The sequence below is a fragment of the Pedobacter sp. 10L46_2 genome, assembly GCF_056395165.1.
The window spans coordinates 1-22,607 of record NZ_JBFTIZ010000050.1 but is presented as its reverse complement, the minus strand read 5'-3'; the positions used below and the strand labels follow the sequence as shown (position 1 = coordinate 22,607).

Annotated in this window: 20 protein-coding genes; 5 read left to right on the top strand and 15 right to left on the bottom strand. The window is 43.2% G+C overall.

Features of this window, described 5'->3' with window-relative positions; all coding sequences use genetic code 11:
- Positions 1–10 precede the first annotated feature (10 nt).
- The 8 genes from AC1DDX_RS07875 to AC1DDX_RS07840 form a co-directional block, all read right to left on the bottom strand.
- Positions 11–718 (bottom strand): LytR/AlgR family response regulator transcription factor, encoded by a 708-nt coding sequence (locus AC1DDX_RS07875; protein ID WP_288882746.1) that lies wholly within the window; start codon positions 716–718, stop codon positions 11–13.
- On the bottom strand, positions 719–1,750 hold the full coding sequence (locus AC1DDX_RS07870; protein ID WP_288882748.1) for a sensor histidine kinase: 1,032 nt from the start codon (positions 1,748–1,750) through the stop codon (positions 719–721).
- Positions 1,750–2,547 (bottom strand): DUF4249 domain-containing protein, encoded by a 798-nt coding sequence (locus tag AC1DDX_RS07865; protein WP_337717857.1) that lies wholly within the window; start codon positions 2,545–2,547, stop codon positions 1,750–1,752. The genes AC1DDX_RS07870 and AC1DDX_RS07865 overlap by 1 nt, the downstream gene beginning before the upstream one ends.
- Positions 2,538–5,327 (bottom strand): TonB-dependent receptor, encoded by a 2,790-nt coding sequence (locus AC1DDX_RS07860; RefSeq protein WP_477621924.1) that lies wholly within the window; start codon positions 5,325–5,327, stop codon positions 2,538–2,540. The genes AC1DDX_RS07865 and AC1DDX_RS07860 overlap by 10 nt, the downstream gene beginning before the upstream one ends.
- A gap of 115 nt (positions 5,328–5,442) precedes the next feature.
- On the bottom strand, positions 5,443–6,663 hold the full coding sequence (locus AC1DDX_RS07855) for an ABC transporter permease (RefSeq protein WP_288882752.1): 1,221 nt from the start codon (positions 6,661–6,663) through the stop codon (positions 5,443–5,445).
- 10 nt (positions 6,664–6,673) lie between these two features.
- Positions 6,674–7,420, bottom strand: a complete 747-nt coding sequence (locus AC1DDX_RS07850; RefSeq protein ID WP_048903561.1) for an ABC transporter ATP-binding protein — start codon at positions 7,418–7,420, stop codon at positions 6,674–6,676.
- Positions 7,417–8,679: an efflux RND transporter periplasmic adaptor subunit gene (locus AC1DDX_RS07845; protein WP_288882753.1), complete on the bottom strand. Its 1,263-nt coding sequence runs from the start codon at positions 8,677–8,679 to the stop codon at positions 7,417–7,419. The genes AC1DDX_RS07850 and AC1DDX_RS07845 overlap by 4 nt, the downstream gene beginning before the upstream one ends.
- 3 nt (positions 8,680–8,682) lie before the next feature.
- Positions 8,683–10,017: a TolC family protein gene (locus tag AC1DDX_RS07840; protein WP_337717855.1), complete on the bottom strand. Its 1,335-nt coding sequence runs from the start codon at positions 10,015–10,017 to the stop codon at positions 8,683–8,685.
- A 185-nt stretch (positions 10,018–10,202) separates the two neighbouring features.
- Here AC1DDX_RS07840 and AC1DDX_RS07835 point away from each other — a divergent pair, with 185 nt between their 5' ends.
- Together AC1DDX_RS07835 and AC1DDX_RS07830 are read left to right on the top strand one after the other, a co-directional pair.
- Complete coding sequence (locus tag AC1DDX_RS07835; protein WP_477621923.1) at positions 10,203–11,267, top strand: sensor histidine kinase; 1,065 nt, start codon at positions 10,203–10,205, stop codon at positions 11,265–11,267.
- On the top strand, positions 11,242–11,967 hold the full coding sequence (locus AC1DDX_RS07830) for a LytR/AlgR family response regulator transcription factor (RefSeq protein ID WP_288882757.1): 726 nt from the start codon (positions 11,242–11,244) through the stop codon (positions 11,965–11,967). Before AC1DDX_RS07835 ends, AC1DDX_RS07830 begins: the two co-directional genes overlap by 26 nt.
- 164 nt (positions 11,968–12,131) lie before the next feature.
- Here AC1DDX_RS07830 and AC1DDX_RS07825 read toward each other — a convergent pair whose 3' ends face one another.
- The 3 genes from AC1DDX_RS07825 to AC1DDX_RS07815 all read right to left on the bottom strand — a co-directional run bounded on the left by AC1DDX_RS07825 (position 12,132) and on the right by AC1DDX_RS07815 (position 14,540).
- A complete protein-coding gene (locus AC1DDX_RS07825) occupies positions 12,132–13,289 on the bottom strand; it encodes an ATP-binding protein (RefSeq protein WP_337717851.1) in 1,158 nt (385 codons plus the stop codon).
- Positions 13,246–13,443 carry an AAA family ATPase gene (locus tag AC1DDX_RS07820; RefSeq protein WP_288882759.1) on the bottom strand — a complete coding sequence of 66 codons (198 nt, stop codon included), beginning with the start codon at positions 13,441–13,443 and terminating at the stop codon, positions 13,246–13,248. Before AC1DDX_RS07820 ends, AC1DDX_RS07825 begins: the two co-directional genes overlap by 44 nt.
- 257 nt (positions 13,444–13,700) lie before the next feature.
- On the bottom strand, positions 13,701–14,540 hold the full coding sequence (locus AC1DDX_RS07815; RefSeq protein ID WP_288882761.1) for an alpha/beta hydrolase: 840 nt from the start codon (positions 14,538–14,540) through the stop codon (positions 13,701–13,703).
- Between the two features lie 142 nt (positions 14,541–14,682).
- Here AC1DDX_RS07815 and AC1DDX_RS07810 point away from each other — a divergent pair, with 142 nt between their 5' ends.
- Positions 14,683–17,004: a GH92 family glycosyl hydrolase gene (locus AC1DDX_RS07810; protein ID WP_477621922.1), complete on the top strand. Its 2,322-nt coding sequence runs from the start codon at positions 14,683–14,685 to the stop codon at positions 17,002–17,004.
- Position 17,005: 1 nt separating this feature from the next.
- Positions 17,006–18,139, top strand: a complete 1,134-nt coding sequence (locus tag AC1DDX_RS07805) for a glycoside hydrolase family 130 protein (protein WP_288882764.1) — start codon at positions 17,006–17,008, stop codon at positions 18,137–18,139.
- A 283-nt stretch (positions 18,140–18,422) separates the two neighbouring features.
- Here the strand turns inward: AC1DDX_RS07805 and AC1DDX_RS07800 are convergent, their stop codons facing one another.
- From AC1DDX_RS07800 to AC1DDX_RS07785, 4 genes are read right to left on the bottom strand one after another with little or no spacing between them, the layout of a single operon-like run.
- Positions 18,423–19,433, bottom strand: a complete 1,011-nt coding sequence (locus AC1DDX_RS07800; RefSeq protein WP_288882765.1) for a carbohydrate kinase family protein — start codon at positions 19,431–19,433, stop codon at positions 18,423–18,425.
- A 4-nt stretch (positions 19,434–19,437) separates the two neighbouring features.
- A complete protein-coding gene (locus AC1DDX_RS07795) occupies positions 19,438–20,010 on the bottom strand; it encodes a D-lyxose/D-mannose family sugar isomerase (RefSeq protein WP_172661976.1) in 573 nt (190 codons plus the stop codon).
- Between the two features lie 2 nt (positions 20,011–20,012).
- Positions 20,013–21,155: a Gfo/Idh/MocA family protein gene (locus AC1DDX_RS07790; protein WP_337717847.1), complete on the bottom strand. Its 1,143-nt coding sequence runs from the start codon at positions 21,153–21,155 to the stop codon at positions 20,013–20,015.
- 5 nt (positions 21,156–21,160) lie between these two features.
- Entirely contained in the window at positions 21,161–22,000 is an 840-nt protein-coding gene (locus AC1DDX_RS07785; protein WP_337717845.1) for a class I fructose-bisphosphate aldolase, read from the bottom strand.
- An 84-nt stretch (positions 22,001–22,084) separates the two neighbouring features.
- On the opposite strand from AC1DDX_RS07785, the gene AC1DDX_RS07780 reads away from it, so the two are divergent.
- A partial coding sequence (locus AC1DDX_RS07780; protein WP_477621921.1) for a GntR family transcriptional regulator occupies positions 22,085–22,607 on the top strand: 523 nt, incomplete at its 3' end.

The window sequence follows — 22,607 nt, the reverse complement described above, 5'->3', positions numbered from 1 at the left end:
TTATTAAAATTTATAGATTTTTTCCATTAACATATGCCTGCAGCGTATGGCGGTATCCCTCTCCAATGGGTATTTCGGTACCAGCAATAATCACCTGTGTCTTTTGTACAGATTCAATCTTTTCCAGAGAAATGATGTATGATTTATGAATGCGCATAAACCTTCCCGAGCTTAACTTTTCCTCTACCCCCTTCAGCCCCATCCTGGTAATTACCTGTTTGCCATCCTGTATATTGATCCGCACATAATCTTTAAGGCCTTCAATAAAAGTGATGTCCTGCATCCTCACCTTAACAAGGGAATAATTTGCATTTACAAATACATGATCATTTTCCGGTTGAGCCGGTTTAGGCTTTACCTGCCTCACCTGATAAAGTTCTCGTGCTTTTTCAACTGCTTTAAAAAATCTCGAAAACTGCACCGGTTTCACCAGATAATCCACCACATCCAGATTAAATCCGTCTAATGCATGTTCGGGATAAGCAGTCACCATAATCACCATTGGAGGTTGTTTCAACGAGCGCAACAACTCTAAACCGTTTATGCCCGGCATCTGAATATCCAGGAACAGCAGGTCTATCTGTTGCGCCTTTATCAGATCAAATAACTGCATCGGACTGCGGATAGAAGCAACCACATTTAGATAGGGTATTTGCCGTACATTATCTTCCAGCAGCTTCAGCGCCGGGCTTTCATCATCAATTAATATACAATTCATTTATAAGTTGATTTGAAGTTTAGCTACGTAGGTATTATCGGTTTCTTCTATTTTTAATGCATGGTTCTGAGGGTAAATCAGCTCCAGCCGCCTGCGCACATTGGCCAGTCCAATTCCCGAATCCCTTTTATCTGATGTTGATGGCCAGGTTCTTACCGGCGCAATCCCGTTCATTACTTCCATATAAAGCTTACTGGATTCAACGGCAATCGAAACATCTATTATCGGATCAGGAAGCATCCCTATCCCGTGTTTAAAGGCATTTTCTACAAAGGGGATTAAAAACATCGGTTCAATCCTATATTCATCAGTTATCCCCGATAGGTAAAGGTTTACCTGAATATCATCGCCAAACCTTAGTAATTGCAAGTTGATGTAGTTCTTCAGGTATTCTGCTTCTTCTGTAAGTGTGATCTTGCCTTCGTCACTATCATAAAGCATATAGCGCATTAATTGCGACAAACTGATCAGCGAGGGTTCTATCAGTTCCGGTTTCTTTCTCGACATATAAACCAGCGTATTCAGCACATTGAACATAAAATGCGGGCTGATCTGAGAGGATAAAAATTCCAGCTCGGTTTTCAGTTGAATGTTTTCAAGTTCCTTTATATGTTTATCACGAATGACCTTATCCATATAAAGACGGTAACTGAAGCTAACCACAATCACAAAAGTGAAGGGCAATACATTCATGAAGGGTTTCGGATGGGCCATCCGCCGATCCGCAAACCTGGGCATTTCAGGATGCAAAAAGTGATTTGCCAGCATAAACAAAAGCAAGGTCACAACCAGCAGCAGCACATAAAAATACATGCCATTCTTTTTTTCTCTTATCGGATAAATCACAAAACTGTGTACATAGAAAATGATAATGAGCAAAATATTAGAAAGGAACAGGTTTTTAAGCATGTCATTTCTAAATTCTGGCGGGGCGCCTCCAAATCTCGATAGAAATGGCAAACTCAGTACCAGCAACCAAATGAGCAAGGGGGCCATAGCGCTTATTAAGCGCCAGTATTTCGAATTCTTCATTACTGATACACCCGTAATTTTAAACTGTCAGCCTGCATGGAGGTAAAAATGCCCAGCCCATTCACAATGTTGGTATAAGGGTTGGTCAGGTTTAATGAACTGCCGCCATTGTTATTTAAAGCATCGCTATATTCTTTATTGATATGAAACAGCAGCACCCGGTAATTACCCAGGTAATTAAAGGTCATCTGCTGGGTCTGAAAGGACGAAACCTGTCCCAGAATCACTTCGGTGTCTCTGTATGACCCGTTATTTCTCGGATTTGTGCTTGTCCTGCTGGTCTCCGTATTCTTCAGCACTATCATATAATGTCCGCCGGTAGTATTGTTCCAGCTCAGGGTTATCGGAACAAAAGTCGCAGGCGTTGTTCCAAAATCCATTACCGGTACTTTTTGAAGCGAATCAGAAGTCACAAAGCCTGTAGGTTTATCAGGCACCGTAGTTTCTGAGCTGATCGTTTTATTGTTATACTCAAAACTGAGTGAATAGGTCTTATGTTCAGTTATAAAAGTCGTATCACTGTAAACGTAGTTTCCATCGGTACGCTCCGAGAGTTCAACTGTTTTGGCGCCGTCTGATATTTTTAGCTTTAAATCGGTAAGGGGAAAACCCAATGAGATGGTATCATCAAGGTATTTTTGATAATAAACCTTCACAAGGACCGATTTTCCGGGTACCAGGTAACCTTCTACCACGGGTCTGGAATAATCATCATCTAATGTGCTGTCCTTTTTGCAGGAGCATATAAAAAAAGCGGCTAATGCAACGGTAAGTAGGGTAGGTATCTTTATTTCCATTTTAAGCTTAGTGTAATATTAGGGGTGAAACCAAGGTAATTTACATTAGAGGTAAGCACCTGATTGTTTACGATTGAGTATTGTTTATACCAAATGTTTGATCTGTTATAGATGTTGAAGAGCGAAAACCCGATACTCCCGGTTTTACGGCTGTCAATTTTTATCAGATCATAGGTAACCGAAGCATCTAACCTGTGGTAGGCCGGCATGCGGGCCCCGTTTTTCTCGCTAATGGTTAAGAAAGTGTGGCTTCTGCCGGAATAATCATTAACCGTATAGCTGGTCAAGGGCGCAGTATAAGGCTTTCCTGTGGCATAGATCCAGGTTGCAGAAAAGGTCCATTTACCGTTATGATAAACGTTAACCAGCTTAAATTCATGGCCGGTGTCCTGATTTGCAGGGAACTCTCCCCCATACACCTCAAAATTATTTACTGCCTTTGAGAGGGTATAACTCAGCCAGCCGGTGTATTTGCCGTGTGTTTTTYGCAATAAAAACTCAACTCCTTTTGTATAGCCGGTCCCATTGTAAAAATGTTCTTCCAGTGTCCCGGCCGACCCCATCCTCCTGCCGGTTTGTMTTTGCGAATATTCACTCAGGTTATCCAGGCTTTTGTAATAACCCTCTACATCAATCAGGAACTGGTCTGTTTCATAACTAAATCCGGCTATGTAATGCAGGGCAGAGCTTACCGGAATAGTACTTCCGTTAGAAAGCACCCAGAAATCTCTGCTGCCTGCCAGAATATCTTCTTTAATTACCCGGTTTGTAAACTGATAGAATTTTCCGGTTGAGCCTTTAAGTGTAAAGCGATCTGTAAGCGTATAAGTTGCCGAAAACCGGGGTTCCAGATATACTTTTCCCGTAAGGTCATAATAGGTACTGCGCAAACTCGGATTCAACTGCAACTTACTTACGGGATTAATCTCCAGTTCGGCATACCCGCCACTGGTAAGCGCTTTTGTATGCTGGTTAATCAAGGTACTGGTATCATTTAAACTGTTCTGGTAAGAAACATTTTGTCTGGATGCAAATCCGCCAAACAACACCTTTAATTTACCCGCAGCCTGCCATTCCCAGTCAGATTTCAAACTAAAGTCTTTAAGGTTGTTCTTTTCAAATGTCCCTGTCGAGATTTCCTGGTCAACCCCTTCGCTATCCTGAACGGTTATGGTATTGCTGTTGTCTCTGTCACTATGATAGGTCGAATAACTGAGCAACGTATTGGAATATAACCTGGAGTTCCATCGGCTCGACCACTTCAAGCTCGATCCCAGGTTGCCATAAGTTGTTTTATCGGTTGAGCTGATACTACCACCGCCCGACAAGAACGAAGGCAATGCGACATCCCTGCTGTTGTCAAGGTTATCATTTCCCTGGTAAATACTCCACGAAAACCTGTTCTTGTCATCCGGGGCATAGGTATATTTGGCATTCAGGTCATAAAAAGACGACGAGGGTACGGTAGCAGTTGTAGCACCTCCGCCAAAACCTCCGCCTCCGCCACCCGGGGGGCCGCCTCCCATGCGTCCACCCCCTGGTCCGGAAGCAACAGTTGTGCTGCTGTTGAATTTATTGAAGATCTTGTTATATAATGGTCCCTGATAGGAGTGCCTGTAAGCCAGCAACAGCGTTGATTTACTGTTGATCGGTTTTTCCAAAAACACATTCGCACTGAGTAAGCTCAGATCTCCGGCAATATTGGTTTCTTTATTATTCCCTTCTTTGCCTACTATATCGGTAACACTTGATAATCGCCCGCCATATTTTGCGGAGAAACCTCCCTTATACAAAGTCACATCTTTAACGGCATTACTGTTAAATGCACTGAAAAATCCATACAGGTGATCAACCTGGTAAACCGTAAAACCATCAAAAAGCACCAGGTTTTGGTCAGGAGTGCCTCCCCTTACATATGCACCCGATGAAGATTCGTTACTGGCACTAATACCCGGCATGAGCTGAAATGACCTGAGGATATCCTTTTCTCCAATGTTAGGGAGTTCTTCAAGTTTTGACGGAGAAATCTGCAGTACACTTACCCTTCGCTTGTCGGTACTCATCGCGTTGTCTCTTCTTTTATCGGTTATGGTTACCTCATTTAGTGATTTTACCGCCGGAAAAAGTTCTATAATAACTTCTGCTTTAATGTTCGCTTTATTTAATGCGTATACATCCGGGCGGTAACCGATATAGTTTATATCTAGTACACAGGTATCCGAAGGCACGTTTAAAAGTGTAAAATAACCATCGGCATTGGTCGCTGTACTGATACCCGTATGACGAACTTTTACAATTGCCGCAGGCAAAGATTCGCCACTGGCATTGTCTACCACCCTTCCTCTTATTTTAAATGGTTCCATCTTACTGCTTTCTACTTCTTCTGCCTTCAGCAGCGCTGTTTGGTTTAACGGCACTTCTTTAAACACCGGTTTATCACCGGCTATCTTTTTTAAACGGCCCACATCTTCCGGCTTGCGGATGATGTAAATGTTCTGATCCGGATCCAGCCAGTAATACAATTTATTCTCCCGGCAAATCTTTCCCAGCACATCCTTTACCGGTTCATTCAGGTAACGGTCTGTTACCATATAATCTTTAAGCATCTCAGGTTCATAAATGATCCTGGTCTTGCATTTCAACGAAAGGGTATCCAGCATCCTTGCCATAGGCAGGCTGTAAAACCCATCAATTGTGGCCTGCGTTTTTAGCGGGCGCTGCGCCCAGGCACTAATGCTCATGACGCCTGTAAATCCAAGTAACAGTAAAATTCGCTTCATATTCTGGAAGCGAATTTTATAAATTCATATGTTAACAAATGTTAATTGAGATCAACGGGCTAAATTCATAGGTTAAGACTCTATTTTCTGCGACAATTGAGTTCATAAAAAATCACTACTCGTACCTTAACGCTTCTATAGGATCTAATTTTGATGCCTTCAATGCCGGATAATAGCCAAAGAAAATTCCCGTTATCGCACAAACCAAAAAGGAGATTACAATAGAGAATTCAGAAATTACCGTCGGCCAGTTCAACGAAGCCGGAACAATCAGGGCTGCCGAAACGCCCAATACCACACCAATTACCCCGCCGGTTACACTAATCACAATAGCCTCTATCAGGAATTGTAATAAAATATCTATACCCCTTGCACCTATCGACATCCTTAAACCGATTTCCCGGGTACGCTCTGTAACCGAAACATACATAATGTTCATAATTCCTATCCCTCCAATTACCAGCGAGATACTGGCAACAGCGGTTAGCAGCGCAGTCATCATACTGCTTGTAGAATTCATCATCGTCATCAATTCCGCCTGTGTTCTGACCTGAAAGTCATTGTCCTCAGCATCTCGTAAACGGTGCGTTTCTCTAAGTGTACTGGTTATTTCTGCAACCGCAGCGTCCGAAGCAGCTTCACTGGTTGCCGATGCATAGATCTGTCCAAAATAAATGGATGATAAAATCCTTTTCTGAACCGTCGTATACGGGGCAATAATGATATCATCCTGATCCTGGCCAAAGTTACTTGTACCTTTTGGCGTTAGCACGCCTATGACCTGGAATGGGATTTTACCAAACCTGATGATCTTGCCAATCGGATCTTCTCCGTTGGGGAACAGGTTATCAACCACTGTTTTGCCCAGTAAACAGACCTTGGCCGAGGACCTCACGTCTTGCTCGGAAAATATGATCCCTTCTTTAACGGATAGCTTTCTGATATCCAGGTATTCCGGGCTCACTCCCTGAATAGAAGTAGGCCAGTTGGCCGCACCGTTAATGGATTGTCCGCTTGAAGATGCCAGCGGAGAAATTTCTGCAATATTAACAGCATTCTTTTTCAGGGCATCTACATCCTTAATGGTAAGCGTTTTAAGACTGCTGCCCATCATCCTCGCGCCACCGGGTTCATTGCTGTAGGGCATAATGGTAATCATATTCGAACCCATGCTAGCCAGCGAAGCATTGATACTTTGCTTTGAGCCTTCGCCAATAGACATCATCGTAATTACTGATGCCACGCCTATAATAATGCCCAGCATGGTCAACAGTGCACGTAGTTTATTGCGTTGCAGGGCTTTAATTGCCAGTCTGATGAGATTAATAAATTTCATAATTTTCTTCTTAATAATCGTCTGTCGCAGGCAGAGAAGCCAAAGCTTCTTTTGCCCAGCGAATGTGTTTATTCATCGAATCTTTTTGAACCTTTCCGTCCCTTAGCATCACTGTGCGGGTACTAAATGCAGCAATATCCGGCTCGTGGGTAACGAATACAATGGTTTTACCGTTTTGATTCAGCTCCTGCATAAGCGACATGATCTCGTAAGATGTTCGTGTATCCAGGTTTCCGGTAGCCTCATCCGCAAGGATCATAACAGGCTCGTTTACCAATGCCCTAGCAATCGCAACACGCTGCTGCTGTCCGCCCGACAACTGGTTTGGCATATGATCAAACCTTCCATCAAGCTTAACCGCCTGTAAGGCTGCAATAGCGCGCTCTGTCCGTTCTTTGGTACCAATAGTGGGGTTATACAGTAATGGGAGCTCCACATTTTCAAGCGCAGAGGTACGTGGCAATAAGTTGTACGACTGGAAAACAAAGCCAATCTTATGGTTCCTTAATTTTGCCAGTTCGTCTCTGGTCAGCTCTTTTACGTTTACATTATCGAGCATATAAGTTCCCTCTGTAGGCTTATCCAAACAGCCCAGCATATTCAGCAAAGTGGTTTTACCAGACCCGCTGCTCCCCATTATGGTTAAAAACTCGCCCGAATCCACATCAAATGAAACCCCCTTTAAGGCCCTCACCGTTTCGGTACCCATTTTAAACTCACGCTTTACATTTTCTATTTGAAGGATCTTGTTGCTCATCGTCTGTTTCCTCCTGGTCTTTTTGGCATAAATGGACTTGAAGCTGCTGCTGCCGGCATTCCTGCCGAACCGCCCTCCATACCACTGATCACTACATCATTTGCATTCAACCCTTCAAGTACCTCTACATGTGTATTGTCATTCAACCCGGTTTTTATTCTTTTCTGAATAAGCTTTTTGCCTTGTAATACCCACACAAAAGAAGGTTCCATCTTTTCTGTTTCTCCGGTTGGCGCTTTCAGTTGCTTAGTCGCGCTGGTGTCCTTTCTCATCCTGCCTTTACCGCCTTTTCTCCCCATTCCCCTGCCTGGCAATGGCACAATTTCATATTCTTTAAGTAAACTCGAATCCGGATTAAATTTTAAGGCCTGGGCCGAAACCAGCAAAGCATCATTTACCTCTTTGGTGTAAATTATAATGTTCGCAGTCATGCCGGGCTTTAGTTTCTTATCATCATTTGGCGCATCAATCAGTGTGGCGTAGGTAACTACGTTTGCTGATATGGATGGCTGTAACCTGATGTCCTTTACTGTTCCGTTAAAAGTATCGTCTATAAAGGCATCAACGGTAAAAGTTGACCGCTGACCTTTAACTACATTGCCTATATCTGCCTCATCCACCTTTGCCTGAACCTGCATTTTCGTAATGTCTTTGGCAATGGTAAAAATTGTTGGTGTATTAAAGCTCGCCGCAACGGTTTGCCCTATACTAACGCTTCGCCCTAATACTACCCCATCTATTGGAGAATAGATCTGTGTAAAGGAAAGGTTCCTTTCTGCCGATCTCAGCTGTGCCTTTGCATTACTTACATTAGCGGTTGCCACCTGCAAGGTATTTAAAGCCTGATCGTATTCTGCTTTGCTGATTGATCCTGTTTCAAACAATTGCTTCTGGCGACTAAAGTTTGCCTGCTGATAGGTCTGGTTACTTTGAGATTGTGCCAAACTGGCTTTCGCCTGATCAACTGTGGCCTGTATCAGTGTCTTATCCAATTCTGCAAGTAACTGTCCTTTCTTAACGGTTGAGTTAAAATCGGCATATAATGCAGAAATGGTTCCCGATACCTGCGTACCTACGGTAACGGTATCCACCGGCTGCACCGTTCCGGTAGCAGTTACACTTGTTGAAATTGAACCTCTCGAAGGCTGCTCTTTGGTCAGCATTACGGGCTGTTCCTTAGTCCTCAAAAAGAAGTACCATACTAAACCAAGTACAACTATAATGGAGATAATGATTAGAATAATTTTTCTGGACTTCATGACTTATAATTTAATGGGTGTTCCTAAGTAAAACTCATAGATTCTTGCAGCCAGAGCTGCATTATATTTTGCTTGTATGTACGATTGCATGGCCTGTACATATAAATTCCTTTGCTGGTAGAAGTCTACAATATTGGCAACCCCAATCTTTAATTCCTGATTGGCAATACGGTACACTTCCTGGTTAAATTTCAATTGCTCTGCTGCTGATGCGAACTGACCCTGGGAATTCTGCGCATTGATGTAGGCTTTCTCTGTATTCAGGGCCAGCGTGGTCTTTGTGTTTTCCAGAGCTAGTTTAGATTGCGCGATATCAATCTTTGCTTTGGCAACATTGGTTTTATTTTGCCTTTTTGTAAAAATTGGGATGGACAAGGTTAAGCCCGCCTGCTGATAAAAGTTATTATCAAACTGTCTAAAGGCATTGTAGTTTGGGTCTTTCGCATAACTTGTCCCCATGCCTGCACCCAGTGTTAACGAGGGCAGATAACCTGCTTTCGCTTTGGTAAGCCCAAGGTCCGAAATCTGTACACCCAGTTCTGCATTCTTTATTTCCGGGCGGTTTTGCAAAGCATATTGCTGTACGGTGCTCAGATCGGTGATGCTTCCTGTCGAAATTACAGTATCTGGTTTTACTACATCAAAATCTTTAGCATCAGGTAACTGCAACAACTGCTTTAGGGATATTTTATCCTGGCGCTGGGTATTCTGCGAAGTCGTCAGGTTGTATTTATCCGATGCCAGCTGTGCCTCAAACTGTGCCACAACTTTACGGGCCACCGATCCTGCCGCAAACTGGCGTTTTGCCTGTTCAAGCTGAGCCTGGGATGTTTTTACCAAGTCCTCATTGTAAATGATACTCTCCTTATCTACAAGTATACTCAGGTAAGCCTGCGTAATCTGTAAGGTGATGTCGTTTTCATTTTCCAGAATGGCGAAGTTGGCCGACTGGACGGACAAATCTTTTTGCTTTATGTCTGTTTTAAGGTAGCCTCCTTTATATAGCGTCCACGAAGAGCTTAAACCATATGACCCTGAATAATTAAGGCCACCGGAATTCCCATTGGTAGCCATGTTATAATGATTAAAGGATTGCGAAGCCGAGCCATATAGATCAGGCAGCAATGCCGATTCTGCCAGCAACTTATCCTGCTGGGCGCTTTGCTTATCCAGTTGCAAACTCTTAAGCTGAATATTATTTGTCTTTGCGTACTGCAGGCATGCTTCCAGATCCCAGACCGGCGGCAAAACTTTTAATGCGGTATCCTGACTAAAGCCCCGGAGGCTAAAACAGGTGACGGCTAAAAGCAGCAGGATTTTCATTGTTAATTTTGACATATCTCTATATAAAAAACCGTATTAACTGGTCAAATCAACAGCTATTTAGCCTCTAAAAAAAACGCGATAGACCGGCATATCAAACACATCGACGGAGGGCTGTTATGAATCGACGGAAACATTTGCACTTATCTGGATAGGTTCCCTACCTTGTACACACTTAATAATCATTAAATTTTAAACCAATGGTTTCCCTAAAAAGCCGTTCCTATCTTAGCATATTACTCCATATATTTTCATGGATGCTATTTGCTTTCGTGCTTCTTTTTCACCAGCCTTTATCATGGAATATCACATTACCTCCTCAATTCTGGGTTAAGCAGGGCTGTATCCTGGTGATGTTGATCGCTGTATTTTATGTGAACAGCAAAATCCTTGTCCCTCAGCTCCTGCTAAAAAACAAAACACTCACCTTTGTATTGGTTATTCTGGCCATAGCCATTTTAGCCGGCCCCTTCGTAAAGATCATAGATAACGCATTGAATTTACCTGAGTTGATGTCAAAGGCGTTTCGTGAATTAGGAATACCCCGGCCGCCAAAAAGATCAGATAGAATTGATGTTTTCCAGATCATGATGACCTTATTTATGGTAGGTATCAGTACCAGCGTTACCCTGATTCAGAAATGGCAGGCCGATAAACAAAGCAGAGAGGCCCTCGAGAAAGAAAAGATCGGTTCAGAACTGTCCTTTCTAAAAGCACAGATCAATCCTCATTTCTTTTTTAACACCTTAAACAACATTTATGCGTTAACGCACGTGGATGTCGATAAATCCAGAAAAGCGCTACACAAGTTGTCGCGCATGATGCGCTACCTGCTTTACGAAACGCNNGTTTCTTTTATTGTCGATTACATTGAACTCATGAAACTGCGTTTAAACGATACGACTACTGTGGTTTTTGAGGAGCCGACACTTAAGTCCGACCCTCAGATTGCTCCCATGCTGTTCCTTCCCTATATCGAAAATGCCTTTAAATATGGAGTCAGTACAACTGAGCCCTCTACCATATCCATATCCCTCGAATTGCAGGATAAAGAACTAACAATGGTCGTAAAAAACTCCATTTTTAAAAACAATTCGATAACAGCTGATGAATATGGTGGAATTGGCTTAAGCAACACCAAAAGAAGGCTCGAATTGTTATATCCCGGTAAGCATACCTTTAGTGCACATGTCACAGAAGATACCAAAGCATTTATTGTTAACTTAAACCTAACCCTCGATGATACTGAATTGCATAGCAGTTGACGATGAGCCACTGGCGCTTGGTTTGATCTGTAGTTTTATTGAGCAAACGCCTTTCCTAAAATTGGTGGGTAGCTTTTCGAGTGGCATAAAAGCTTTAGAAGCTTTGCACGATCAGCACATAGACCTTATTTTCCTGGACATACAAATGCCCGATCTAACCGGGATCCAACTGGCCAGAACACTGGAAAATAAACCTGGAAACGCAAAACCAAGGGTAATCTTTACCACTGCCTTTAACAATTATGCGATAGAAGGATATAAAGTGGATGCGCTCGATTATCTTTTAAAACCTTATGATTATGAGGAGTTCTTAAAAGCAGCTCACAAGGCCAAAACCTATACCGAGATGTTAACTGCCAAACAACCGACCGCCGATAATGAAGAATACATTTTTTTAAAAGTCGAGTATCAGCTGGTTAGGGTGGCCATAAAAGATATCGTTTACATCGAGGGGTTAAAAGATTATGCAAAGATCCATCTGGCGGGCGAGACCAAACCCCTGTTATCCCTGATTACGCTGAAATCGCTTGAGGATAAACTCCCCACCCGCCTTTTTATGAGGGTACACCGCTCATTTATCATCTCGCTCGATAAAATTGACGCAGTCACCAAAAACACTGTACAGATCGGGGGCATCAATATCACCATCGGAGAACAGTATAAAGAGGCGATGAAGCAATTCCTCAGCAACTGGCTGTGAACTGCCATCCAGGAGCACCACCAATGGGCTGGGCTTCGGAGCGCTTAGGCGCTCCCGGTGGCAACGCTTTATCCTGTTCTTGCATTGCGCAGAATTCAGTCCTGCGAGCCTAACGATATGTTTTTACCCGCTCTTGGTGGTTTCTACGTGGAAAGACGATCCTGCTATAGTGATTTTAATTGGCTGATCGCATATAAAGGAAGATTGCTCAGCCATTCCTCCCGCCTGAAATCAGACATAGAGGTTCGTATGGCAAGTTCTGGACCGTACTTATCTACGTAATTCCGCAAGCTTTTGGCCCTTAGATTTTCTTCCGCTTTTACTTCTATTGGGATAATGTGATGGCCATATTGTACAAGAAAATCGATTTCCGCGGTGGCATTTTCTGCAGACCAATAGTAAACGTTTATTTCTTTTGTTGTTTTCAATTGCTGGAGTACATATTGCTCTGTCAAGGCTCCCTTAAACTCTTCAAATATTGCATTCTCCTCCAGGAGGGTTTTTACATCAATGTCACCCATTGCTGCTAGCAGGCCAACATCGAGCAAAAATAATTTGAAAGCGCTCTGATCTTCATAAGCTTTCAATGGGATCGCAGGTTTACTTGCGCGGGATACTTTATGGATAAGCCCGCAGTCAATCAGCCATGACATAGCCAGTTCATATTCTTTGGCACGGGAGCCATGTTTGATTAATCCGTAGATAAACTTTTTGTTCTCTTTTGCCAATTGAGAAGGAACTGAATTCCATAGCATTCTGATTCTTGGCACAATTTCATGAGGTGCGTGTTTGGAAAAATCCTGCTCATAAGCCTCCAAAATACGTTTTTGTATTGCTCTTACTTCTGTGAAATTTTCCTCTTGTGTAAAAGCAACAACAGCTTCAGGCATGCCGCCCACATAATAATACTGCCTCAGCAGGTCGATATATCTATTTTTATACACCTTAATCAGGCTCCAGTCCTGGCTATTTAACACTTCCACCAGCGCTTGCTGGCCTTTGGCATTAAGAAACTCTATATAGTTCAGCGGATAAAGGTGTAAAAACTCAACTTTTCCAACAGGAAAGGAGGTTTGTCTATTCAAGGCAGCCCCAAGTAATGAACCAGCTGAAATGATATGATATTCCTGCGCATTTTCATAAAAGTATTTCAGTGAGGTCAGCGCTCCAGGCGCCTCCTGTATTTCATCGAATACAATCAGTGTGTTTTCTGGCTGTATCAATATCCCAGTTTCTATTTGTAATGCGGTGATGATTCTGTTGATGTTAAAATCTTCCTCAAAAGACTCCTTTAAGCAGTTTGTTACTTTCGAAATTAACATAAGCAGTTTGTGCATATTCCTGTTTACCAAATGCCTTCATCAACCATGTTTTACCGACCTGCCTTGCTCCACGGATAATCATCGGTTTGCGGTTCTTTTTAGTTTTCCAGGTTAGTAAATCTTCAAATTCATTCCGATACATATTTCCTCCCATTTTTTAAAGCAAGTATACACATATACGTACATGTTATTGATGATCATTACATTTTTTCGAATGAACTTATGATAAACTCAACATTTTACCTAACGAACAAAGGTAATTCACAGCGATTTCTTGAGACAATGTATGCTCAGGAATTTCGCCATTTTTTCAGCAAATGCAAAAACTTAGGTCTGAGGATTCTGTCCAAAAGCTACATAAGACTCGAAGACCAGGAACAGAAACAACATATGGAATAATAAAATGTAGTTTTATAAACCGATCTTATTCTTTGTCTTGATCTCTTTACTAAGCCTGTTAACCTCTTCTATCAGCAAAGGAATCGCCGGATAAACCATATTATGTCCATACCCCTGCAATTCATGCAGAACGGTAGTCTTATTCCCTGCTAATTTCATCATCCTTGCCAGATAGGCATTTTCCTCATACCGGCCCAGCATCTCCATTTCTCTGTCGCCGGTAAGCAATAACATCGGCGGCGCTGTTGGACGAACGTGATACAGCGGGGCATATTCATCAATTATAGGCTGAACATCTTTTATCTTGCGCTCCTGTCTTACGGTAAAGTGGGTAATGGCCTGTCCACTAAAAGGAATCAATCCTGCTATAGCGTCGGCATCTATGTTGTACGCGGCAAGGTATTTTTTATCTAAGGTCAGCATCATCCCAAGGTAAGCTCCAGCCGAATGGCCCGAAACAAAAATCAGTTTATTATTTCCTCCATATTTCGCAATGTTATTAAAGGTCCATGCTACAGATGCTGTTGCATCTTCAATAATATCTTTTACAAGTGCTTTAGGTGAAAGTCTGTACCCTACTGCAATTACAATAAAGCCCTTTTCAAGCAATTCTCTTGGCATTTCTTTGTTGCCTCCGGTCAGGCCACCGCCATGAAACCAGACGATTGTTGAGCTATTGGTTTTATTTTTAGGGTAGTACACATCCAGCTTACACCTTTCCTCAAGATAGGCATCTCCTTTGGTTGATGCCGGGTAATAGCTGATGTCCTTCTTTGTTTCATACGTCGGCTCCTGAGCAAAACCATGGGTGTACCACAACACACCGAACAGCAATAAAATTATTTTTCTCATAATAAGTGTGAGTTAATAATTTTTAATGGTAATCCATAAAAACTTTTGTATCAAATTTGATCGATTTGCTAAAACGCTTTATTTTGTCTTAATTTAGGTTTGCATATAAATGAAGAGGGCACCCTATTCAGATACTGACCAAATGAAACACTTCAAACTTTTTCTCCTCCTTATTCTTACCGTTGCCCTTTCGGGCTATAAAAACCCTGACAAAAAACTCCCTGCCGATTATGTTAACCCCTTTATTGGTGCAAGTACCAGCGCCGATGCTGCCGGCACCTATCATGGTTTAGGTAAAACCTTCCCGGGAGCCACCACTCCATACGGAATGGTTCAGGTAAGCCCCAATACCATTACCGGAGGCGATAACGGTTCGGGCTACAGTAACGAGCATACCTCCATTGAGGGCTTTGCATTTACTCAAATGAGTGGCATAGGCTGGTACGGGGATCTGGGAAATTTCCTGGTGATGCCCACCATCGGAAAACTGCAAACCAACGCAGGCAAACCAGACGACACCAAATCCGGCTACCGTTCCAGTTATGACAAGCAGTCTGAGCAAGCCTCTGCAGGCTATTACTCAGTGATGCTTACAGAAAACCACATCAAAGCAGAAGCAACCGCAGCCAAACGGAGTGGAATGCTACGCTTTACTTTTCCCGCGAGCAAACAATCCCGCATACAAATTGACCTGGCCCGAAGGGTTGGGGGAACCTCTACCCTTCAATACATCAAAGTCGTCAATAAAAATACCATCCAGGGATGGATGAAATGCACTCCTGATGGCGGCGGATGGGGGAATGGTGACGGAAAGGCCGATTATACCGTTTATTTTTACGCAGAGTTCAGTAAGCCTTTAATACAGTATGGCATATGGTCGGCCGATATTCCCGGCGACTGGAAAAGAAAGCTGGAAGACGTTACCAGCGATAAATACCAACAAAAGGTAGCAGAGGCTGCTGTCTTAAACAACATAAATGAAAAAGAAGGAAAGCACCTAGGCTTTTTCACTGAGTTTGAGACCAGCGAAAACGAACAGGTCACCATGAAAAGCGGTATCTCCTTCGTAAGTATGGATGGTGCAAAGATGAACCTCAACACCGATATCCAGGGCTGGGATTTTGACAAAGTAAAAGCCAATGCCAGGAACCTATGGAACCAATCGCTCTCAAAAATAAAAGTCGAAGGCGGCACAGAAGAAGAAAAGACAGTGTTCTACACCGCCCTGTATCACACGCAGATCGATCCACGCACATTTCAGGATGCAGATGGGCAATATTACGGCGGCGATCATAAGGCACATAAAGCAGACGGCTTTACCAAAAGAACCATCTTCAGCGGATGGGATGTATTCAGAAGCCAAATGCCCTTACAAACTGTAATTAACCCCACTGTGGTAACCGATATGGTCAATTCATTGGTTACCCTGGCCGATGAGAAACAGGAAAACTACCTGGAGCGCTGGGAATTTCTCAATGCTTACAGTGGCTGTATGATTGGTAACCCTGCTGTATCGGTAATTGCCGATGCTTACGCCAAAGGCTTAAGAAATTTCAATGTTGCAAAAGCATATGAGCTTTCGGTAAACAGTGTAGAGAAATATGGCAACGGGGAACTGGGATACGCCTTTGAACCTTTCGGCATCTCAAACACCCTCGAATATGCCTATTTTGAATGGTGTGTTTCTAAAATGGCCGAAGCTCTAAAAAAGCCCGGCGATCAGCAAAAGTATTTTAAGCGGTCGCAATCTTACAAAAACATATTTGATCCCGAAAAAGAATGGTTCAGGCCTAAAGATAAAGATGGTAAATGGCAACCCTGGCCCCAGGAAGGCCGGTTAAAACAATGGTATGGATCTGTAGAAGCCAACCCATATCAGCAAGGCTGGTTTGTACCTCAGGATATAGAAGGAATGACCRCTTTAATGGGCGGTAAAGAAAAAGTATTGGCAGACCTGACCAATTTCTTTGAGAAAGTCCCTCAAAACATGATGTGGAACGATTATTACAACCATGCCAATGAACCGGTGCATCATGTGCCCTTTCTGTTTAACAGAGTTGGCGCTCCATGGCTTACTCAAAAATGGACCAGGGCAATCTGTAGCCGTGCCTATCACAACGCTGTGGAAGGATTAGTTGGAAATGAAGACGTAGGACAGATGTCGGCCTGGTACGTATTGGCTGCCAGCGGCTTCCACCCTATTACACCGGGAAGCACCAGATATGAGCTGACCAGCCCGGTTTTCAGCAAAACCCAGATCAGACTCGATCCAAACTTTTATAAAGGCGGGACCTTCACTATTGAGGCTAAGAACAACAGTGCACAGAACATCTACATCCAAAGCGCCAAGCTTAACGGCAAGCCCTATAACAAGGCCTATTTAGATCATCAGGATATCACCCGCGGAGGTAAACTGGAACTGATCATGGGCGCACAACCAAACAAACAATTCGGAACAAAATAACATGAAGAAGTTTTTCCCATACGCCTTAATCGGCTTCCTTTTCCTGCTCCCTACAGAAAAAACCAAGGCTCAGGCTGCTGCCGAAAAATTGCCCGAATGGGCTTTAGGTCCTTTTTTAAGACCTGCTGGTGTAAATCCAATCATTTCACCCAACACCAGCACAACCTTTCTTGATCCGCTTTCAGGTAAATATGTCGACTGGGAATCTAACGACACTTTTAATCCTGCAGCCACTGTAAAAGGAAAAGAAATTGTGGTACTTTACAGAGCCGAAGACAAATCAGGTGTCGGAATTGGCCACAGAACATCCAGACTTGGATACGCATATAGCACAGACGGATTAACCTTTAAAAGAAAGGCTGAACCTGTGTTTTATCCCGGCAACGATAGCCAAAAAGAACTTGAAAATCCGGGTGGATGTGAAGATCCAAGAATCGCCGTAACCAGCGATGGCACTTATGTCATGTTTTACACGCAGTGGAACAAAAAAGTTGCCCGCCTGGGTGTTGCCACTTCTAAAGACCTCATTAAATGGACCAAACACGGGCCCGCATTTGCAAAGGCCTACAATGGTAAGTTTTATAACATGTTCACCAAATCTGCCTCCATCGTTACCCAACTGGTCAATGGAAAACAGGTCATCGCAAAAGTGAATGGAAAATACCTGATGTACTGGGGCGAAAAGTTTCTGAACGCCGCAACCTCCGATGATCTTGTAAACTGGGCACCTGCACTGGATGCAGAAGGAAAGATCAAGGAACTGATCAAACCAAGAAAAAACCATTTCGACAGCGACCTCACAGAAGCCGGTCCTCCGGCCTTGCTAACCGACAAAGGCATACTCGTATTGTACAATGGAAAAAACGCATCTGGTGATAACGCAGATAAAAATTATACGGCCAATACCTATGCAGCCGGACAAGTTCTTTTCGATGCTAAAGATCCTGAAAAGGTAATCGGCCGGCTAGATAAGCCTTTCTTTGTCCCCACAGAATCTTTTGAAAAAAGCGGACAATACCCAGCAGGAACTGTATTTGTAGAAGGGCTTATTTTCCACCAGCAAAAATGGTTTTTATACTATGGATGTGCTGATTCGAGAGTCGCAGTTGCCGTATATCAACCCGCAAAGAGGTAACTTACAGACAGGCAGTAACTGGTACGCCTGGAACTTCCTGGGCTCGTGCTTCTTTTGCAAAAGCCTGATTTAAGCTATCTGTATAAAGGAGCGTTCAGATAAAGCTATTTATCCGCAGCCAAATTAATATGATTTTCATGAGTTTTGGCTGCAGATACTTTTTTATCCGCAGCCAAAACCATATATTTTAGATACATTTTGGCTGCGGATAAAATTGTTTTCATCGTTACATCTCGCCGGTTGAAGATTAATAGTGGCTTGCGCGCTATCCTATTGATCGCCGCTATTTACGAAATCCGTAAAGCTGTTTTAAACGCAGGCATTCTGCTGATGAGGTAATGCCGTCAGAAGAAGTAGCGGCAAAAAGGCTGGATGCCGCTGCACAAACGCCTAACTCCAAACAGGAGCCCATTGCTTGGTTGTGATGAACACCCATTAAAACCCCCGCAGCAAAAGCATCTCCGGCACCTACAGCACCTTCAATCTTACCCTCAGGCAGGTCAATACTTGCCTGGAACAAAGCATCGCCCTGGTGATCCACAGCAATAACACCCGAGGGGAAATGCAGGATAACCCATTTGTTCACTCCCATCCGAATCAATTCGGCAGCGGCCTTGTAACAATTATTAAGCAAGATTTCCCCCTTGTCATCAACCGTCTGTATACCCGATATCATGCCGGCTTCAAATTCATTAACAAAGAGGTAGTCAATGTATTTTAGGGAAGAAGGGATCAACTCTTTAAACCGGTCCGATTTCTCACTAACGATATCAGCCGAAGTGATCAATCCATTTTCCTTTGCACTTTTTAAAACCTTTGCAGCCCGGGTTTCCCCGTCCGTTTCAACTAAGTCCARCTTATCCAATAACAGCAGATAACCCAAATGAAAGACCTTTGCCGTAGATGAGCTAAAGTCAAAATGCGCCATATCAAGCATGGCATTGGCACCACGCTGATGAAAGAAGGTTCTTTTCCCGGTACCTTTTACGGTCATCACATCTGTATACGAGGTAGCGGTATTTGGCGCTTTTTGAATTCTGGAAGCATCAATTCCAAGGTCTTTGCACTCTTTAATAATATAGTCTCCCCTGTCGTCATCCCCGACCAAACCAAGGCCATATAAAGGAAAACCGGCCTTTAGTTTAGCCATTCCTTTCAAAATATTATAAGCAGATCCGCCATTACTACTGTACTCTGTAAGAATATTAACCAGCTTTTCTTCTTCAGGAAAAGCATCTATCACCTTCACCTGATCTATGATCCAGTTACCGCCAACTAATATTCCATTTTTCATGAGGTTAGTATTCGCTTACCAATTTAATAATTAAGGCTTCATCCTCCTCAATGTCGGTAAATCTGCCGATATTTTCATCCGAAAAGAAATTATCATTTACATCATCATTGGCTGTCGACACCTCTCCGATAATACATTCATCAGATTCGGGATAGAACGCATGCCAAATACCAGGTTCAATGGTAATCCGCTGACCGGGCGGTATTGGTATGATGTCTCCGGAGGTAATGCTGCGGTAACTGCCATTCATTTTCACACTAAAAGTATCTGTATTTTCTTCTATAGCCGGGTCTGCGCTCCATAACTGAACAACCAGAAGCCCTGATCTGCAAATGATATCCTCTTTCTTTTTTTTATGTGTATGACATGGGGTTAGCTGCCCTCTTACCGCATACATTATTTTTTCACAGTACTCTTTCTCTTCGGCTAGGTTTACCAATACCAGTCCGGTAGTTAAAAAAGAATCCAAACCAAAATCAGTAATGTCCCATTTGGGGTTCGGTGGCAAGAACCAGCCATTTCGCGTAAAGCATTCACCCGCATCAATTATTGCTTTATTTATTGCTGATCTTTTCATGCTTATTCGGTTTTAAAGTACGTTATTTTTTCTAGTGTCTGGTTGTTAAACGATCTCAATGCCGCATCAAATATATAGTGACTATTTAATGCTTCCTCTGGGGTAACACAACCAAACCGACCATTTAATAGCCCTGCCCTTTCCGCAATATATGCGGCCAGCATTTGCATAAAGCAATCCGGAAATCCGGGCTCAAAAATAGCACCGGTAATCGTTGTAAATGGCATTCCCTTAAATCCAAGATCAGTCCGCTGCCACCACTGTTCATTACTACGTTTAAAGGTCCATAATGTTTTAATGTCCTTGGTGCTGTATTTTACGCCACCTTCGGTCCCCATTATTTCGATATACCAGGTATTGGTCTCTCCGGGTGCCATGCGCTTCATCTCCAGCGTCATCGGAACAAGGTTGTCGGCTATTTTTACTTCAGTGTTTAGGGTCGCATTGTTCCAGGTATCACATTCAGCCATTCCTCCTTTTCCATCCGGCCGTTGGGTAATGATCTTTTGAAGCTGTGCATATATCCGTTCAGGCTTCCATCCCAGTCTCAATGGAATATGCAGTACATGCATCCCCAAATCACCCATAACGCCTATTTCACCACAAAATGACACTTGCCTCTTCCAGTTAATGGGTTTGTCCGGATCCAGGTCACTTGAGTGCAGAAAGCCGGCTTTAATTTCTATGACTTGTCCTAATCTACCCGACTCCACTTCTTTAACAACCCGCTGAGGCCCCGGCAAAAAGGGCATCTCCGAACTACAGCGCACAAAACGTCCCAGCCTGTCGGCCTGGTTTTTTATCGCTAAAGCAGCTTCCAGATCTACCCCAAATGGTTTTTCGGCCAGTAAATCTTTTCCTGCCGTCAGCACCTCCAGGTAATACTGTTTATGCAAATGATGAGGCAGGGCAACATACACCACATCAATTTCCTCATCGGCCAATAATTCTTTATAGTCGGTGGTCAGCAACTTAACCGAAGGGACATTCCTATACCATGACAATACCTCCTGGTTAACATCACAAACTGCAGTTAGCTCAACCTGCACCGGCAAATCATTTATCGCAAACCAGCGTGCAAAAGAACTTGCCGCCTCCTTGCCCATCAATCCCCCTCCAATAATTCCTATATTAACTTTCTTCATCACATTTATTCCTTTATACCTATTAAAGCAGCCGCCTCCACAGCGCTTGCATCATGATGCACTATGGCCATCAATGCCCTGGTCATGCCTGGGGGATCATGGTGTTGTATTACATTTCGCCCATATACTATCCCTCTGGCGCCCTGCTTCATCAATCCATACGTTCTTTCCAGAATTTCCCGGTCACTTGCTTTACCCCCTCCTCTTACCAGTACGGGTATATTTCCGGCGATCTCTATTATGCGATGGTAATCGTTAACATTATCGGTCGGATCAGCTTTAATAATATCCGCGCCCAGTTCAACACCCTGCCTCACTAAAGAAATAATTTTCTGCGGGTCACCATCTACCATATATCCGCCGGCCTGGGTATTGGGTCTGAATACTAATGGTTCAACCATTAAAGGCATCGCATATCGTTCGCATAAAGGTTTAATTTGAAGGATATTCTGAATGCACTGATCTGTCACTTCAGGTTCTCCGGGTATACTGAACAGGTTTACCACCACACATGCAGCATCCAGCCGAAGGGCTTGTTCCACAGGGTCAGCGATCATTCTGCTAAACAATGCCCGCGGCAGTTCTTTTCCGTAAACATTGGCTACGTCTGTTCTTAAAACCAAAGCTGGTTTCTCCTTGCCGGGGATAGCTTGTAAATATTGTGCCTGCCCTAGGGTAAGCTGTATGGCATCAGGTCCTGCATCAACTAGTATAGAAACAGCTTTCTGGATATTTTCAATGCCACTGAGAAAGGAGTGTTCATTAAAAAACCCATGGTCAATCGCTACATCAAAACAATTTCCTGAATTGCGGTTAAACAATCTGTTTAGTTTGTATGTCTTCATAATTTCATACTTTTATATTTGGTCTGCCCCTCTGTATTAACGATGGGCTAACCAAACATATAAAAAACAACTTGTATATACAAGATGAAGCCAGATAAATTAAGCCCCCTATATAAAAAAGTAACCGATGATTTGAGAGCGCAGATCGAAAAAGGCATGTACCAAAAAGGCGAACTGCTGCCTTCGGAGAACGACCTTTGCAAAACCTATAACACCACAAGGGTTACTGTTAGGCAGGCATTATCAGGACTAACCAATTTAGGCTACATTACCCGCCGGCATGGCAAGGGCAGCATCGTTACCGAACCTAAAGCGGGCTTAGGCATTCTGTCCTTAAGCGGGGTTACCGCCGGTGTAGGCAGCCAAAACCTCAGCACTTCCATTTTGCAAAAGCAGATGAAGCAAGACTGGCCATTGGATTTCTTCTTTCCATTAAATGAAGGAGAACTGAAACATGACTGTATCTACTTTACAAGGCTCCGCCGCATTAATGATATTCCGGTACTCTACGAAGAAACATACCTCAGCAACATCAATCTGCCCGGGTTTATTTCCAGAGAATTAGAAAACCTCTCGCTCTTTAAAATCTTAAGGGAAAGCTACAACA